At 41.0% G+C, this 15,766-nt stretch carries 12 protein-coding genes; 2 read left to right on the top strand and 10 right to left on the bottom strand.

The features are described 5' to 3' along the window. From G563_RS0123765 to G563_RS0123755, 3 genes are all read right to left on the bottom strand, one after another. Entirely contained in the window at nt 1-339 is a 339-nt protein-coding gene (locus tag G563_RS0123765; RefSeq protein WP_028667533.1) for an Hpt domain-containing protein, read from the bottom strand. A 404-nt stretch (nt 340-743) separates the two neighbouring features. Continuing rightward, nucleotides 744-4,490 (bottom strand): M12 family metallo-peptidase, encoded by a 3,747-nt coding sequence (locus G563_RS0123760; RefSeq protein ID WP_028667532.1) that lies wholly within the window; start codon nt 4,488-4,490, stop codon nt 744-746. 14 nt (nt 4,491-4,504) lie between these two features. Further along, nucleotides 4,505-4,930, bottom strand: a complete 426-nt coding sequence (locus G563_RS0123755; protein WP_028667531.1) for a hypothetical protein — start codon at nt 4,928-4,930, stop codon at nt 4,505-4,507. Nucleotides 4,931-5,205: 275 nt separating this feature from the next. On the opposite strand from G563_RS0123755, the gene G563_RS0123750 reads away from it, so the two are divergent. Next, nucleotides 5,206-6,225: a motility-associated ABC transporter substrate-binding family protein gene (locus G563_RS0123750; protein ID WP_157585569.1), complete on the top strand. Its 1,020-nt coding sequence runs from the start codon at nt 5,206-5,208 to the stop codon at nt 6,223-6,225. Between the two features lie 446 nt (nt 6,226-6,671). Here G563_RS0123750 and G563_RS0123745 read toward each other — a convergent pair whose 3' ends face one another. The 3 genes from G563_RS0123745 to G563_RS0123735 all read right to left on the bottom strand — a co-directional run bounded on the left by G563_RS0123745 (nt 6,672) and on the right by G563_RS0123735 (nt 11,624). Continuing rightward, on the bottom strand, nt 6,672-8,066 hold the full coding sequence (locus G563_RS0123745; RefSeq protein WP_028667529.1) for an FGGY-family carbohydrate kinase: 1,395 nt from the start codon (nt 8,064-8,066) through the stop codon (nt 6,672-6,674). Nucleotide 8,067: 1 nt separating this feature from the next. After that, nucleotides 8,068-9,342 carry a sugar isomerase gene (locus G563_RS0123740; RefSeq protein ID WP_028667528.1) on the bottom strand — a complete coding sequence of 425 codons (1,275 nt, stop codon included), beginning with the start codon at nt 9,340-9,342 and terminating at the stop codon, nt 8,068-8,070. Between the two features lie 149 nt (nt 9,343-9,491). Continuing rightward, nucleotides 9,492-11,624, bottom strand: a complete 2,133-nt coding sequence (locus G563_RS0123735) for a bifunctional rhamnulose-1-phosphate aldolase/short-chain dehydrogenase (RefSeq protein ID WP_028667527.1) — start codon at nt 11,622-11,624, stop codon at nt 9,492-9,494. Nucleotides 11,625-11,920: 296 nt separating this feature from the next. Here G563_RS0123735 and G563_RS0123730 point away from each other — a divergent pair, with 296 nt between their 5' ends. Further along, nucleotides 11,921-12,895, top strand: coding sequence for an NAD(P)H-quinone oxidoreductase (locus G563_RS0123730; protein ID WP_028667526.1), 975 nt, complete (start codon nt 11,921-11,923; stop codon nt 12,893-12,895). On the opposite strand, the gene G563_RS0123725 is transcribed toward G563_RS0123730, so the two are convergent. The 4 genes from G563_RS0123725 to G563_RS37225 all read right to left on the bottom strand — a co-directional run bounded on the left by G563_RS0123725 (nt 12,892) and on the right by G563_RS37225 (nt 15,646). Then, nucleotides 12,892-14,166 carry a hypothetical protein gene (locus G563_RS0123725; RefSeq protein ID WP_028667525.1) on the bottom strand — a complete coding sequence of 425 codons (1,275 nt, stop codon included), beginning with the start codon at nt 14,164-14,166 and terminating at the stop codon, nt 12,892-12,894. The genes G563_RS0123730 and G563_RS0123725 overlap by 4 nt on opposite strands. Nucleotides 14,167-14,263: 97 nt before the next feature. Next, nucleotides 14,264-14,677, bottom strand: coding sequence for a hypothetical protein (locus tag G563_RS0123720; RefSeq protein WP_028667524.1), 414 nt, complete (start codon nt 14,675-14,677; stop codon nt 14,264-14,266). Between the two features lie 53 nt (nt 14,678-14,730). Then, nucleotides 14,731-15,213, bottom strand: coding sequence for a hypothetical protein (locus tag G563_RS0123715; protein ID WP_028667523.1), 483 nt, complete (start codon nt 15,211-15,213; stop codon nt 14,731-14,733). Nucleotides 15,214-15,229: 16 nt separating this feature from the next. Next, the gene (locus G563_RS37225) at nt 15,230-15,646 is read right to left on the bottom strand and encodes a hypothetical protein (protein ID WP_051211160.1); all 417 of its coding nucleotides are present in this window, start codon (nt 15,644-15,646) and stop codon (nt 15,230-15,232) included. Nucleotides 15,647-15,766: the final 120 nt, after the last annotated feature.

Raw genomic sequence — 15,766 nt, 5'->3', positions numbered from 1 at the left:
CTAAAATTTAGTCATTGTATCTCGTAAAATTATTACGGCTTTTTCTAAATCCCCTTGAGCCGATTGCCAAAGTGCCTCTATCTGAGAAGCGTTAGGATTGGTTTTAGCCCTCATTTCAATCTCGTTCAGTTGCTCTTCTAAATCACTCAAGCCAACCATTCCAAGAGAAGGCTTAACTTTATGAATCAATTGTGCTAAACTGCCCCAATCTTGGCGTACTATAAAGTCAGGAATCAAGCCAAAATCGGGAAGGGCATCTTGTAGAAAAGTTTCAAACATTTCGGCAATGTATGACTTATCATCTCCATAAATCTGCTGTAAGCGATTATAATCTATCATAAAAGAAAACTAAGTGTAGGTTAAGGTGGGGTTTTAGCTGTGCAATATTACTTCAATACTTGTATTAGGTTTGGTCAATATCTTTTCTCAATTTCTCCGATACGCCACTTTTACTTATCCTAAAATTATGTTTTCTAACAGACGATATATAAAACTATTTACTGTGTAATCTCTATCAGAGATGAAAGCTTTTTACCAAAAAATCTAACCATAAAGGTATATAAAATTTATAATTATTTATCTATTTCAGAGACGTTAGGGGATGGTATCGGTGCTATTCCGCCCCTTATGAAACATATAAGCTAAAGAACTATCATAAAAGAAGAGACTTGGCATGAATCAAGCCAAGTCTCTTCTTTATTATAAAACATACGTTGTTGCCAATATATAGGCTTTGGTAAGCTCTACTTGACTACTATGAGTTTGTGCGTTTTGGTGCCTTCGTCCGTCATGATTTGGCAAAAATAAACGCCAGCGGGTAGTGAAGTATCATCTAGTTTTATCAAATACCACCCCGCTTCCAAGATTCCTTCTTTGATAGTGTTTAAGGTCTCACCTTTACTGCTGAGCAAATTCATCTTTACCTTACTTTGGCGGGGAAGCCCTAACTTAAAAGTAGTACTTGTCGCAAATGGATTGGGGTAATTGGTCAATACTAAGTTTGTAGGGATGTCCGAATTAGGAACTGATAGCAGCTTATCTATTTGCACCGCTACCGACGCCGATGCCAAGCTACAGCCGTCTTTCTGTACTTTTACCACGTAGCTTCCTGATGCTTTGGCTTCATAAGTAGCACTAGTGGCTCCTACAAGGTCGGTACCGTCTTTTTGCCATTGGTAGGTGAAATTATCTCCTGTATTTGCATTAAGTATCACTGTATTAGGCTCATACACTGCGGTGTTTCCTGCGGGAGTAATTTTTGCTTCTTTAGCACCGGTGGTAGTAAGAATAGCCTCTGCCGATGTTTGGATACAATTGTTAGCGTCTTTTACGGTCACGGTATAGGCTCCTTCGGCAGAAGCTGTATAAGTATCTGTACTGCCACCTTTGGACCAAGTATAGGTATAAGGGGTTTTACCGCCCGTCACTTCTGCTTTCAAAGTAGTAGAATTTCCAAAACAGAAATTAACATTTCCAGTAATCGCCAACTTCGCAAAGGGTGTACTTATTTCGAAGGGTTCACTTTCTTTACTCTCAAAAATGTCCGCAAAAGTATATTTTACCCGATACCCTTTTCCCGTTCCATCAGTGGGGACTGAAAAAGTAATGTAGCCGTCTTTATAGGTGGCCGGAGTTTCTTTGAAATTAGCCCCATTAGCATCCGACAAATAAAACTTCATCGCCATTGAGTTGGTGGGCGGAGTGGCAAGGCCTACTCTAAAAGTAAGATTACAACCCGTGCCCACTTGTTTTTGTAAAAATCCATTGAAATTGTTACGCTCAAAACGATAAATAGTATTGCCCGATTCTACGTAGTAAAGCCTATCTTCGGTGTCAATCGAAAAATTTTGGGAAGTATATGCCGCACTCATTGTATAAGGCGATATAGTGGGGTAATTGTAATAAATATACCTTGCTCCATCATACTCCAAAAGGCCATTGTATCCCATAAAATAAGTATATTTTTTACCTACTAATATGGTGTTCATAAAACTTGTCAAAAAACCAGTTTTTGTAACACCCGTAGATGATTCTACATAGCTGATTTGATTGGTCAAAAACTTAATATCTTCTCTCGATGTAAATACTGCAATGTCATAATTGCTTTGGGACGGAATCCAAGTAGCGAGCCATATCCGGCCCGCATTATCAAATAGCCTATAATAAGTGTTGGGATTGTTGGTAAAATTGGGGATTGTTATCTCATTCCAAGCCCCGTTTTCATAAACCCCAATTCTATTGTTTTTTTCGGCCGAGAGTATATATAAATTCCCACTTTTATCGGTATTGAATATAGCTAGGTAACTACTATACAAGGTAGAAGGCGGCGTAATATCACTCCATTCATTGCCATCATAGCGCAATATTTTAGCAACATCATTAGAATTGGCATATACCACATTGTTGGGAGCGCTAGCCACTCTATTGAATGAATTGTACCAAATATACCCTCCCACATTTCGACCAAAAGGCGCTCGATTTCTTAGGGTAGTCCATTGGTTGTTTTCCAAGTAAGCCAAACCATCTCTAGTAGCGGCCCATGCTCTTCCTCGTGAATCTTTGGTAAGGTCGTTAATAGAATTAGGCAGCATTTTATTGGATGTAGCTTGATTGAAAGTATTGACACTCCCATCAGTTTTTATTTCATAAATTCCCTCGATCCCATATACCCATTGAGCATTGGTATTATCCACATAGATCCCTCTTAAATAAGCATTGGTAGGTAAGCTCGAATGAGTGGTATTGTTCCAAAGTTTCCAGCGTTGCTCCAAACCTGTCCTAAATTCTGAAGTTCGTGTACTGCTATCAATTCTTGAGACGGCCTTGACCCGATAAAAATATTTAGTGTCACTTTCTAAACCTGAAATCGGCAATACACCCACATAAAAGTTTTCGGGCTGATTGCTATCATCATTGACTAACTGTTTGGTAAAGGCTAGATTCTTAAAATCGGCATCTTTTGCTACTTCTACCGTTATTTTTCGATAGCTATCCAATCTATTGAAATCCACATTCAATGACATAGGAAATTCTAAAGGCACATTATAAGTAGGATTGGCGGTGATATTGAGATTTAGTTTATTGTAGAAATAGACAGAGCGATCGTTATCGTCACTCCATTCTCCTACCGTCGTCCCATTCAAAGCCCTTACTCTCCACCGATAGCTGCCTAAGTCGGCAGGTCGGCTCAAGATGTCACCTATCCTCAAAGTTGTTTTAGTGGTTTTGAAAGTTTTATAGGTATTGGCCGCCGTCAAACTTTCATTGCTTCCTGCCCGGTGAAAAGACACTTCGTATTCTATGGCATCGGCAATCGTCGAAAAAGCAATAATTTGATCTTCGTGTGTTTTTAGGTTATAAACTTCATACGCCACGGGTTTGGTCAACGAAATAGAAGAGGCCGTTTTGAAAGTAAAAGATGCCGACCATCCCCCCGCTCCTGATTCATTTCGGGCACGTACCCGCCAATAATGTGGCGTGTTGAAGGCGAGTTTTTTGCCTACCCAAAATGAAGGAGCATGAGTGGTAGTATCCAGGAGAACATTCGCAAAATCGGCCTTATCGGATATTTGTACCTGATAGTGAGTAGTTTGAGTGGTGGCACGCCACGAAAAGTAATGATTAGTAGTACTTTCGGAGCCATTGGTCGGATACAACAACGCAGGTGCAGCAAAAGGAGCCGATTGCATCGGAATCAACCCATAAGAATCCTTAGCTACTTTTTTGATAAGTTCTACACAAAGCGGATGAAATACATTATGCCCTTCAATGCCATATTTACTACAATAGCTCATTATAGTACCCGTATTAGAGGTTTTGGTACCCGTATAGCAGTTTCCCCCTTCGATGTCATTACAAGCATCAATAGGCCCGCCTCTCCAGGAGCAATCATGTGTATGTGGCGAACCGAGATTATGACCTGTCTCGTGTGCAATAAGATAGGGACTCAACTGGTCGCCAGTATCATGCTGATACGCTCCACCCAAAAATGCAACTCCACCATAAGGCTCCCCTGTGTAGCGCGTCCACATCACTGTAAGGTCTCTCACCACATCGCGCCTCTTTGAATAATCTTCGCTAAAATTATAGAGCTGCCCAAATTCATTAGATACGCCTCTGGTAGCAAAAGTATATCTGTTTTTTTTCTTCAAAATCTCAATAGCTACTACATTAAGGTGAATCCCCAACTGCTTATTAAAAATGATGTTGGCTTGTTGGTAAACAAAATACACGTGTGCTTTAATAGCATTTGTATCAGTCTTGTAGAAGCCATAAATGGTAGAATCTACCACCACCCATACTTTCATTTCCCGCAGTGGTTCGTTGACAGCTCGGGCAGTAGGAGCACTTGCTCCTTTGAGACTTAGCATTAGCTTTCGTATATGGTCAGGAACTTCGGTAGTACCGCACGCCAAAGGTTTTTCTTCGGGGACTTGCGCATAGACATTAGCGCATAAACATACTATCAAAAAGCATAAAAGTTTTTTCATGTGAGGGTAAAGTTTTACTCTTTTATAAGTTTGTACTCATTGATACTATTGCCTGTTTTTAGGCTTGCGATAGCACTTTTGAGCGTCATTTGCTTATCAGTGGCATCGCTAATCATAAACTCCAGCGTTCCGTCAGTGGCCGAAGGTTTAGGCGTAAGATTTTTAAGAATGAGTTTGGTGTCGTTCTCTAATTCGTACTGACCACTGAACGTATGACTATCAAATTCAGTATAAGTAACAGATTGCCCACTCAGCACCAATCGCCAGTTGGCATAGCCTGCACGAATATTTGTATTCGCGCCTTTGCTATACACAAGGGTCGCCCCTTCCTTTACTTCGGCAAGTATCCAATTGGCTTGAATTCGTTCCGACAAAGGGGGGATTTTTTCTTTACAAGCTCCTAAGCCAATAATAAAAAAGAGGAATATACTTCTTTTCATAACCTATATTTTTAGTTTTTCGCAAAACTAAAAAGCATCCAAGTCAGAGTCGAGGAGAAAAACCCCCTATTTCATACCGTATTTTTCTCCTTTAGTGATTGGTTTATTTTAGTTTCAGGTTAAACGCATTATCGAAATTTCTGCCAAGATTCTGAGCAACTTGGAAAACTATCATTGGCGACTCTTTCGTAACTCGCTGATAATTGTTCAAAATCGGGTCGATTTTAGAACACTGACCAAAGAAAAATCTTTTATGCGTACAACCTGCAAAGCCGTTGATATACAAAATAACTTGTTATTTTATATATATTGCAGCTTTAATTCATAAGAAGCAAATGCACTTTTCTAAATTCGCTGTATTGATTTTATTCTTGCGTTGTATGGTCTGTATTTCAGTGACCACTGCTCAGCAAATACAGGTCATCTCCGATTCGACTTACACCCTCACATTTAGGCCCTCGAAGAACATTTCTAACAAAACTCTCTTAATTGATACCTATCATAAGACTGTTTTTCAACGTCCCCAAAAAGACCAAGCTAATGAGGTGATGCTCAAATTAGCTCGGCAAGACGGTTTTAGGATCGATTATATTAATAAACCACACTTGAAAGAAAATCTCCAGTCAGGTGCCATTTTACTCATTGAAGGCTTGCCGAATGAGCAAATCATTGTTAACGAACACCCTAAGGCTATTTTTCAAAAATCACCTCTTTCTGATGCTGAAGTGGACAATATAACTCGCTGGATTGCTAACGGTGGTCGCCTTTTTCTGTTTTTGAGCCATTATCCCAATGGGAGCGGCGGTAAACCTTTATTGGAAGCTTTGGGCGTCCGGTTCAGAGACGGGGGAGCGTCTCATCCAAACTTCCCTGGCATAAATGGTGACCCGTGCGCCTGGTTTACTATGACTTTGGATAATGGTTTAATCAATAATAACCACCCTGTTCTCTCAGATATAAAAGACCAGGAATTGAGCGTGAAAACGGCTCGGTTTCTATGTGCAACGGCGATTTTTCGTAATCCGGAAGATGTAATATTAGCTTTTCCCAAAGGTACTACTCACCTTGCTCCCTACGAAAATGAGCGATCCGAACTAAGAGAAACCTCGGATTCGTATGCAGGCCTGTTAGGTTTTGTATTTGGTAAAGGAAAAGTGATTATTTCCTCTGATCTGGGGGTATTCCGAAATCAAAAAGTGATTAATGGCAACATGGTTTATTACAATACAATCACTGATCCTAAAGCTGACAATGCCAAACTTTTGGTAAACTGCCTAAGATGGCTAAGTGAGTAATGATCTTCTTTCTTTTAATGCGACCAAAATCATTTTCCAAATAGTGGTTGATTATTTCCATTGTTGATAATCACAAATGCCACTGACAAGCGAGTTTTTTTCTTATTCCAACTTTTTTTCAGAAAATTATGAAGTAGCCTAAAAAGCCACTTCTCCTCAGAAAAATATTTTCAAATTTTGTTTTCCACGCCCTTGACACATACTACATTGATAGATTTTAAACAAGGTTTTGGCAATCAGATTTATCCTTTATTAAGTGCTCCATCATACAAAATAAACTTTTTATTTTTTTAAGATAAAAAGAATTAAACTATTATCAGTTGATACTGTATTTTCCCGTTGATTTTTCTTACTTTGTTTCAATTTTTTTATAAAATAACAATAAAAAAGGGCTTGCCTTTAATAAAGCCAAGCCCTTTTCTTTTTTGTAGAAACCTAAAAAGATTTTAAGGAAGAGAAAGTTTACTATTATAAAACCGTAAATCAATTAAATCAGGTGGAAGAGATTTTGAATTCCAGTGCCGATGAATACTCAAAGCAGCCCCTAGTGAAGTCGCTTGTGCCACAGATGCCGCAAACACTTCCATGGTCGGAAAAGCAGCCGCTAATAAATTCATATAAATAGGGTTTTTGCCAAACCCTCCATCCACAAATATCCGCTTAACCGTAGAGCCGGCCAAAACCAATTCGGTAGAAATAATTTGCTGCGCCACTATATCCAAAATCAATTGATGATAGGCACGTTCGTAGGAGTCGAAACTTACCAAATCGCGCTGCCCAAAAATCGTAGTAGGCATCGGCGGTTTTGACAATGATTCAAAATCGATGCCGTCTGTTTTTTTATCTGCCTTTAGTTGCGCAATCATCTCCGCATCGAAAGCCACACTTTTATAGTAATCGGTGGCTACTCCAAAATGCTCCGCTAGGCGTTTGGTCTGCTGCTCATGCTCGTAGCCTGCAAACAACCGCGACGCCTTCACTGGCTTACCGTTGTATTGCATATAGCACAGACAATCATACTGAAGTTCTTCATTGGTCAAAGGTGTATGATTGAAAGGGTTGAGACTGATGCACCACGTACCTGTAGAGATAAGCACAAAAGGCTCCAAAAAACTAACCAAGTAGGGAATCAGTGCAGATGAGCTATCGTGTAGACCTACGCCTACTAAACACTCTTGATTACTGATCGTCTGAATTACAACTTTATCACCTTCTTCGATAGGGGCGAGTTTGTCTAAAACACCTTCTTTTTCAACCCATTCGTGATAACTATTGGTATCAAAATTCCAGAAATGAGTATGACATCCGATACTCGTAATATCAGACGCAAACACTTCTGATATCAAAGACCCTACATATTGAGGTAAATGAAGAGAATAGGCTATTTTTTCAAAAACCTCAGGTTGCTCATATTTCAAACGATACAATATCATCCCCGAATTAAGACTACCTAGGATAGGCGACGCTGTCTGACGGGATACGTGCTGCTCTCCTCCGTAAGTATCATAAAACTGTTTCTTGAGTGTATCAGGATAAGGTTTTAGATAGTTGTACAAGGGCGCTACGGTTTTGCCTGTTTTATCCACATGCACTAAACTTGCCCCATAAGTAGAGAAATTGATAGCTCTGACGTCGTATTCGGACAGTTGTAAGACTTGGAATATCGAATTTTTTACCCAACGAGTAAGCAAATCTACGTCCTCACAAGGATCTCCATCTTCGTCGACAGTTTCGGGAAATTGCTCTGTTTTTTCTAAAACGATTCGGTAATTTTCGTCAAACAGAAATATTTTTTTGTTGGTTTTGCCAACATCTAATACGGCACAAACGGGTATTTTCATACTATAATCCAGTCGCAACAGTTTTAAGACCTCTTTCCGCAATTAAATTTTCGCGAACTTTCAAACCACGGTACAAAGACAAGGGATTCAGAGCACCTCCTGCTCTCAAACGAGCCTCTGCTACCAACGCTCTCACATCCGTACGAAAAGCGTTTTGGAGGATTTCCTGCGCTTTTACCACATCATTTACAGCTTGAGCCTCTATCAATGATTTTCTATCGACAGCCAACGCTTGGGCATAAGCCACCATAATCCCTTCTACAGATTGGAGCAAATCTTCGAGCGGGTCTTTGACATTGTGAGACGCATCAATCATCCATCCCAAATCAGTGGCGTGATTCATGCCACGGGCATCCATTCCTTCTACCAATTCATTGAATATCAAAAACAATTGATAGGGTTTCATAGCGCCCGCCGTAAGGTCGTCGTCGCCGTATTTGGAATCATTGAAGTGAAACCCGCCCAGCTTTTCTTCCATCAACAGCAACGCCACAATCTGCTCGATGTTGGCATTGGGCAAATGATGCCCTAGATCTACCAAAGTATAGGCTTTAGGGCCTAGTTTCTGGGCAAAAAGCAAGGATTGCCCCCAATCACCGACGGTCATTGAATAGAAGTTTGGTTCAAAGGCTTTGTACTCCACAAACATCTTCCAATCATGGGGCAAGGCCGCGTAGATTTCTTCCAAACTTTCTAATGTATTTTGAAAAGCTTTGCGAAAGTTCAATTGACCCGGAAAACACGAACCGTCAGAAAGCCATACCGTAAGCGACTCTGAGCCCAATTCAATTCCGTGCTTTATTACCTCTATGGTGTGTTCGATAGCTTGTTTGCGTACGGCCTTATCTACATTTTGCAACGACCCAAACTTATACGTCAGAGCTTGGTCGGGCTGGTCTTGAAAAGTGTTAGAATTGACGGCGTCAAATTTGAGTCCATGCTGTGCCGCCAATGCCTTGATAGCCTTGGCATCTTTGGGAATATCCCAAGGAATATGCAGCGAAATCGCTCCACTTGCCTGATTGAGAGCGTGTAGAAGCCCTACATCTTCGATTTTTTCTTCCAATACCCGTGGCTCACCTCCCCCCGAAAAGCGGCCAAAGCGCGTACCGCCTGTACCCAGTGCCCAAGAAGGAATAGCAATCTGAAAATCAATCAATTTTTGGATGATTTGCTCGGCATTTTCAATTTCTGAAACCGCAAAATTCAAACGACGTTCATGGCTTTTTTGTAGGTCGTCGTTGTGTTGTTGTATCTTATATTTTTCGAGTTGCATGGTTTTCCGGATTTAGAGTCATATTTCATGGATAGGTATCTCAGAAAAATCTAACGCCTGAAGCCAGGCGTTAGATTCAAGTATTAAACTAACCTATGATGAAAAAACAGTCTTAAAAATCTGTTTAAGAAAAAACAGATTGATGTGTATTAGCGTACAAAAGCCATCGCTACTCCGCCATCCACATTGAGTACATTTCCGGTAGATTTACTGAGAAGTCCTCCCACAAAAGCAAAGCACGCATTGGCAATATCATCAGGCAAAATCGCCTCATTCAATAATGTCCTTTTAGCGTAGTAAGCGGGAAGTTCTTCAATCGTGATACCGTATGCTTTGGCACGGCCTGCGGCCCATCCGCCAGCCCAGATATTAGAATCGGCGATCACGGCATCAGGATTCACGGTATTTACTCTGATTTTATCAGCGCCTAGTTCGGCAGCATTCAAGCGACTCAAATGCAATTGAGCTGCTTTGGCCGAGCCATATCCCGCATTGTTGGGACCAGAGACAAGCGCATTTTTACTTACAATATTGATTACATCTCCACCAAACCCTTGCTTGCGCATTACTTCCACGCCCGCTTGAGTTACCAAAAACTGTCCTTTTACCAAAATATCGTACAGTCTGTCCCAATCTTCGAGGGTATGGTCTTCAATAGGCTTAGAAATACTAATACCCGCATTGTTGACGATGATATCGACACCCCCAAAAGCCAAGGCCGAAGCATTCATGGCCTCTTTGATACTTGGAGCGTCAGTTACATTCAATAAAGTAGTAGCGACGGCATCTCTGCCAAATTTTGCCACAAACTCCGCTTTAGCTCCTTCTAAACGCTCCTCGTTGATGTCATTTAAAATCACTACTGCCCCTTCTTCCACAAATCTTTTGGCGATTGCTTTGCCAATACCTCCTGCACTTCCCGTAATCAAAGCCACCCTTCCCGACAATGCCTTAGGCTTAGGCATCCTTTGAAGTTTGGCTTCTTCTAGCAACCAATATTCAATATTAAAAGCCTCCTGACGTGGCAATGAGGTATATTCGGATACCGCCTCGGCACCTTTCATTACATTGACGGCGTTGATGTAATATTCGGAAGCCAAACGAGCCGTCGTTTTATCTTTAGAAAAAGTAAACATTCCCACTCCTGGATATAAAATAACCACCGGGTTAGGGTCGCGCATAGCTGGCGAGTTAGGATGTTTACAGTTTTCGTAATATTCTGTATAAAGCTCACGATATGCTACAAAACTTGGCAAGAGTTTTTCTTTCAAAGCTTTCACATCCGACAAATCTTCATCAGGTGCCAAATTCAACACTAGTGGGCTGATTTTGGTACGTAAGAAGTGGTCAGGGCAAGAAGTACCAAGCGGGGCCAATTTTTCTAAGTCGTTGGAATTAATAAACTCCAATACCCGCGCATCGTCTGTGAAATGCCCTACCATTGTACGATAAGACGAACAAAAACCACGCAAAACAGGGGCTAGTTGTGCAGCTTGTTTTAAGCGCTCATCAGCTGGTAAGCTTGGGATTTTAGCACCGCCAAATACAGGGCGCGTTTTACCATAATTTGCTTCTAGATATTCAGCACATTTTTCGATTACTTCGAGGGTATTGATGTAGCTATCGTAAGAAGTATCCCCCCACGTAAACAAACCGTGAGAACCTAGCATGATACCACGCAGCTTGATGCCTTTCGCAGCCGCTTCTTCTAGGCAAGCTCTTAGCTTAAGTCCCAAATCAAAGCCTGGACGCTGCCACTCTACCCATCCTACTTCTCCACCGAAGAGCTCTTCGGTGATTTTTTTACCATCTTTGGCGGCCGCAATCGCAATAGCCGCATCAGGGTGAAGGTGATCTATATGTTTGAAGGGTAAAAACCCGTGTAAAGGAGTATCAATAGAAGGGGCTTTGGAGGCTAAATCAAAAATGCAATGATTAAACAACTCTACCATTTCATCTTCAAACTCTATACCACGGTACACATTTTCTAAGCTCAACAACCGATCCATGTACAAAGCCGCACAACCTGATTTCTTGAGTGTACCTATATCTCCTCCCGAGCCTTTAATCCACATTACCTCCGTTTCTTTGCCAGTGAGGGGGTCTTTATCAGTTATTTTTACAGACGTATTTCCACCACCATAGTTGGTAAGGCGAAGGTCTGCACCGAGCATATTCGAACGGTAAATAAAAAGGGCTACTTCATCGCCTGCCAATTCGGCAGCTTTAGCTTCATCCCATAAATAGCTTACATACTTAAACTGCGAGGTAGTTGCTGACATATATAATAGAAATTTGGTAGGTCTTTTAAAAGTTTAGAATAAATCAACAATACAAATGTATATTACCACCCGTGCATGGGTGTCATGTACCTTCATGGATTTTTTTAGATTTGAGTAATTTGTAAAATTTTATTGAAGGCTTTGCCCAATTGAGCGCAGCAGAGGGCTATTTTCAGGATTCGTTATGATTAAAATTATTTTAATCCTATTTTAGTCACTTCCTCATCATCGTCCAAATTTTAGTTGTATCCTTACATTTTACATAGGCATTCATTCCTTATTCTCGTTTCAAAAGCATGAAAGCAGTCATCGTTACTCAAACAGGCGGCCCTGAAGTTTTACAGTTGATTGAGACCGCAGAGCCACTTCTCAATCCTTCGGAGGTTCTTATCAAAGTCTATGCCAGTGGTGTCAATCGCGCCGACATCCTGATGCGCCAAGGCCGATATGGTACTTCCAAACAAGCACCTTCTGCCCCTCTCGGTCTGGAAGTAGCAGGAGTAATCGTAGAGATAGACGCAGAAGTAAGCCGATGGAAAATAGGCGACAAAGTATGTGCGCTCCTTAAAAACGGAGGCTATGCCGCTTATGCTGCCGCCGACGCGCGTCATTGTTTCCCTATCCCTGATTCCTTTTCCTTTGAAGAAGCGGCTTGCTTGCCCGAAACTCTCATGACGGTGTGGTCCAATGTATTTCAGCGAATGCACTTACAAGCGGGTGAGAATTTTTTGGTACATGGTGGCACAAGTGGCATTGGTACAACGGCAATTCAACTAGCAAAAGCGTTTGGGGCACGTCCCTTTGCAACAGCTGGTACTGATGAAAAATGCCACTTCTGCGAACAACTCGGAGCTATCAAATGCATCAACTATAAAACCCAAGATTTTTTGGAAGTTTTAGAACCTGAAGGTATGGATGTAATCTTGGACTATATTGGTGGAGATTACACCCCCAAAAACCTACGTCTCCTAAAGCCCGACGGGCGTTTAGGTTTTTTGGCTAGCCTAGGAGGTGCTCAGTCACAATTCAATATTTTGGAAGTAATGACCAAGCGCCTGACCATCACAGGAAGTACTTTGGCTCCAAGAGATGCTGATTTCAAAGCTAGTCTGGCAGCAGAAGTTGAAAAGCACATTTGGCCTTTATTAGAAAACCAACAGTTCAAACCTATTCTTTTCCGAAGTTTTGATTTGGGTGACGCTGCCGAAGCTCACACACTCATGCAAAGCAGCCAACATATCGGCAAAATCGTGCTAACGGTGGAGCATTAATTGTGTACTAAGTCTTTAGCAAAAGCCGAAAAAGATTTGATTTGATACTGAGATTGGACTTTTTGATTGAGTTGCTGATACAATGATGCTTCTAAGTTTTGGAGAATTTCGGCTAAATGTGCCTCTGATTTTACCGCATTTTGGGGAGCGAGATTTATCAAATGTCGGTCATTTTGGTATTGATGGATAAAACTATAGAGACTGAGTCCTTCTCTACTGGTATAGCCATAATCTAAGATAAAAGACGGTGTTTGAGTAAAGCAAGCCTCCAAACCCATGGTCGTTCCTAGGTGAAAAAAAGCTTCGGCTTGGGTTATTTTCTCAAACTTTTCTAAAATATGTCCATCTTTTACTGACAAATCAAGCGTCTTAAAACCATCATCCATGACCACGTTTGGAAGAGCCCGAAGAGGATGATACAGTTCCCAATTTCCTTGTACCGGGTAGGGTCTTACTACTACCTTCAAATCTGGCCTTACGCTCGCTGCTACTTTGGCGATTGAAGTCACTACGGCGATTTCATCAGGTACTAAGTCTGCGGCACCTATCGCACAGCCTACGTAAAGGTACTGGAAGGAATAGGTTTTTGGGAGCGTGGCTTGTTGGCAACGATACTCCTCAATATACGCAAATTGGCTTGCTCCCACGGCTTTTACTTGTGAAATAGGAATATGCTGAAGCTCACAAATATCCTCTTTGATACGCTCATTCCAACAGATGTATTTGGCTCGTTTGGAAAAACAAACATGCTTACAAGCGTGATCCCAGCTATAAACGTATACTTTAACGGGATGATTTTCACGAACCAAACGTGCCATCAAAAAATCGTCAGCGATGGCCGTAAAACAGATAAACTGATCGATTCCAGCCAATTCTGTATTTTTTTTATACTGGAGACGATTCAAATAAAAATCATACGAAATAAACTTAGGCAAACGCTTGACCCAATCTAAAATTCGATAACTTTTTGCTCTCAAGGCCGCGTCTGGAATCAAGGAAGATTTGTAGAATTCCATCAAAAAGAAGTTATGGCGGCTTTTGGGTATTTGCTTAAAAAGCACATAAAGTTTGAGCCAAAGCGCATTCCACCATCCACTTTTCTTTTCGTCAATAAGCCGAAAATCTACATTGGGTGGGAGATGTCGCAAAATTTCGTCGCGGTTTTCGGGTTTTCCTAAAATCACTACCTCATGCTGCTGCGCCACTTCCGCAATCACCCGCCTAACATCATTTCTAAAATCAAAGAAAGAAACTACAAAACCAATTTTCATACACAAACTTCGGCATTAGATATTGAAAATGCCAAAGCGCAAAATTGCGAAAAACTGTGTATCTCCCCAAAAACTGAGTTGTGAATCCAAATTTTCTTTACTCTCGCACAAACCGATTACCAGCAGAGGAGCAATACCTTACAATGAGGGTATCATTTTGTAAGTTCATTTCCCATGTATCGCAAGCCATACAAAGTACCAGCGCACAGCTAGGATTTTGGGGAAGAGATTCTTTGGGTTCGATAACGAATTTTTGCCCATTGAAAAGTAAGCTACTAGGAGCACAACAGGCTGGAAGTCCACCGGCATCAAGTATGACGCCATCATAACGTACCTCAAAAACATAGCCATCTTTAGCAGAGATAGGCTTCCATTTTTTTTCTCCTGTAGCTTCCTCTACGGCTTCAAGTCGCCATTTACCTACCAAAGGGCTTATCTCTTCAGGGCCGAGTTTTTTATCACCGCACGATAGCAACACCACCGAAAGTAAAAACACCAGAAAAGTCTTCATTGTCTTTGTTATCTAATCTATTAAACCATTTTTTATACCTACAATCACCTTTTTTAACCTTTAAAAATCTTCAACCAAACTGTATAGTTTTCTTTAGGAGTCGAGCCTGCCCATTCTTCATTCAAATTTTTAACATCTACTCTTTCTAAGCGCACGATATAAGGCACATTATTTAATTCTACCCTCGCTTCTTTGGTATAAGCGGCCTCCATAGGAATCGGAGCTGGTAAGGAAGTCAATTGATCAAGTGTAGGTCCATCCAATCGAAGCTTTACCACTTTGTTATTGTCAAATACTAAAGTCACCCAAATATCTCCTGCCCAAACACACACTATGTTTTTTCCGATACATCTTCCGTCTTCAAGCTCGGAGAGTTCTAAAGTTGACTTGAGACCTTCTGCTTTAATGATTGTTTTGTCTTTGTATTTTAGTCCAAAAGCATTATCTACAGGAGCAGTTTTGGGAGAAATGTCATTTTTGGGCCTACATCCCCAACTTATCCCAATGAGCATAAGCACATAAGCAACATTTTTCATAAGGTCTATTTAGAGTTTAGATTTTAGTATAACGTGCTCGCCCTACTCCTCCATTACAATACCTGATTGTTAGTACATCATCCTGTAAATCCATATACCACGTTTCACAATACACACAATTGACCAAAGCACACTGAGGATTTTCGGGAAGGCGCGATTTAGGCACTATCTTAAATGTTTTACCGTTTATGTCAAGTTTGTTTGGGGCGCAACAAGCAGGTAAGCCATTGGGCCAAAGCACGACTCCGTCGTAGCGAATTTCAAATTCATATTCCTTATTTTGTGTCACATATTGCCATTCGTTTTTTCCAACAGGCTCCACCGCTACTAGCCTCCATTTTCCTACCAATGGTTGGATATCTTCAGGAACAAGGTATTTTTCTTTACAGGAGAAAACAAACACCAACAGGAATAACAACAGTATACTTTTCATCTATGTGTACATTTTCATTAAAGACGCCAGACGATACCAAAAAGTTGGAAAAATAAAAAAGCGCCCGTTGATTTTTTGAATCGACGAACGCCTTACTTATATCTCAGCCCTAAAGAAGCC

Origin of the sequence: Runella zeae DSM 19591 (genome assembly GCF_000423565.1) — a bacterium.
Taxonomy (GTDB): Bacteria; Bacteroidota; Bacteroidia; order Cytophagales; family Spirosomataceae; genus Runella; species Runella zeae.
Note: the sequence above shows the minus strand (reverse complement) of the source record. Positions and strands in the feature narration are given on the sequence as shown.

Excerpts from the sequence above, each read along its gene's own strand:
- G563_RS0123765 (WP_028667533.1), bottom strand. The coding sequence starts at position 339 with ATGATAGATTATAATCGCTTACAGCAGATTTATGGAGATGATAAGTCA.
- G563_RS0123735 (WP_028667527.1), bottom strand. The coding sequence starts at position 11,624 with ATGTCAGCAACTACCTCGCAGTTTAAGTATGTAAGCTATTTATGGGAT.
- G563_RS0123725 (WP_028667525.1), bottom strand. The coding sequence starts at position 14,166 with ATGAAAATTGGTTTTGTAGTTTCTTTCTTTGATTTTAGAAATGATGTT.
- G563_RS0123715 (WP_028667523.1), bottom strand. The coding sequence starts at position 15,213 with ATGAAAAATGTTGCTTATGTGCTTATGCTCATTGGGATAAGTTGGGGA.
- G563_RS0123740 (WP_028667528.1), bottom strand. The coding sequence starts at position 9,342 with ATGCAACTCGAAAAATATAAGATACAACAACACAACGACGACCTACAA.
- G563_RS0123745 (WP_028667529.1), bottom strand. The coding sequence starts at position 8,066 with ATGAAAATACCCGTTTGTGCCGTATTAGATGTTGGCAAAACCAACAAA.
- G563_RS0123755 (WP_028667531.1), bottom strand. The coding sequence starts at position 4,930 with ATGAAAAGAAGTATATTCCTCTTTTTTATTATTGGCTTAGGAGCTTGT.
- G563_RS0123730 (WP_028667526.1), top strand. The coding sequence starts at position 11,921 with ATGAAAGCAGTCATCGTTACTCAAACAGGCGGCCCTGAAGTTTTACAG.
- G563_RS37225 (WP_051211160.1), bottom strand. The coding sequence starts at position 15,646 with ATGAAAAGTATACTGTTGTTATTCCTGTTGGTGTTTGTTTTCTCCTGT.
- G563_RS0123760 (WP_028667532.1), bottom strand. The coding sequence starts at position 4,490 with ATGAAAAAACTTTTATGCTTTTTGATAGTATGTTTATGCGCTAATGTC.
- G563_RS0123720 (WP_028667524.1), bottom strand. The coding sequence starts at position 14,677 with ATGAAGACTTTTCTGGTGTTTTTACTTTCGGTGGTGTTGCTATCGTGC.